At 64.1% G+C, this 615-nt stretch carries 1 protein-coding gene and 1 pseudogene; one reads left to right on the forward strand and one right to left on the reverse strand.

All coding sequences use genetic code 11. The features are described 5' to 3' along the window. On the forward strand, positions 1-318 hold a 318-nt coding region (locus EOA24_RS40225; RefSeq protein WP_127410935.1), incomplete at its 5' end, for a TerB family tellurite resistance protein. Between the two features lie 17 nt (positions 319-335). On the opposite strand, the pseudogene EOA24_RS40230 reads toward EOA24_RS40225, so the two are convergent. Continuing rightward, positions 336-615 (reverse strand): annotated as a pseudogene (locus EOA24_RS40230) (microcin ABC transporter ATP-binding protein); the annotation flags it as partial.

The following is a 615-nucleotide window of genomic DNA, read 5'->3' on the forward strand; positions in this document are numbered from 1 at the left end:
ATCCTGGCCGACGGTTCGGTTTCGGAGAGCGAGATGGTCGTCCTCCGCCGCATCTGCAGGGAAGCCTTCGGCATTCCCGAGGCCTCGATCGACAGCGTCATCGAATATCTCAACGATTATGGCTACGAGACCAACGGCTCGCAGGCGATCGCGCTGTTCCGCGATCTCGATGTCGAGCGCCGGAAACTGCTTGCGCGCCATATGGCCGAGATCGCCAAGGCCGATTCCAAATTGGCGGAGAGTGAGGTGAAGCTGCTGCGCCGCACGCTCGACTTGCTCGATATCAGCCCGGTCGATCTGGTGAAGCGGGAGGAATAGCCGGCCCGGCCGGCTGCTTAGCCCTGTTCCTGCATGCGTCGCGCGATGGCTCGGTGAAGATCGGGCGCCGCCGCGACCAGCGCTCGCGCCGCTTCCGAGCTGGGATGGTCGAGCACGTCGGCGGTCTTGCCGCGCTCGACGATCCTGCCTTCATGCATGACGAGCACCTCGTCCGCCATGGCGCGGGCGACCGTCAGGTCATGGGTGATGAAGAGATAGGCGATGCCGAGCTTCTGGTTGAGCTCGGCGAAAAGGTCGAGGATCTGGGCGCGGATCGAGACATCGAGCGCCGAGACC

Origin of the sequence: Mesorhizobium sp. M2A.F.Ca.ET.039.01.1.1, from assembly GCF_003998035.1 — a bacterium.
In the GTDB taxonomy this organism is placed as follows: Bacteria; Pseudomonadota; Alphaproteobacteria; order Rhizobiales; family Rhizobiaceae; genus Mesorhizobium.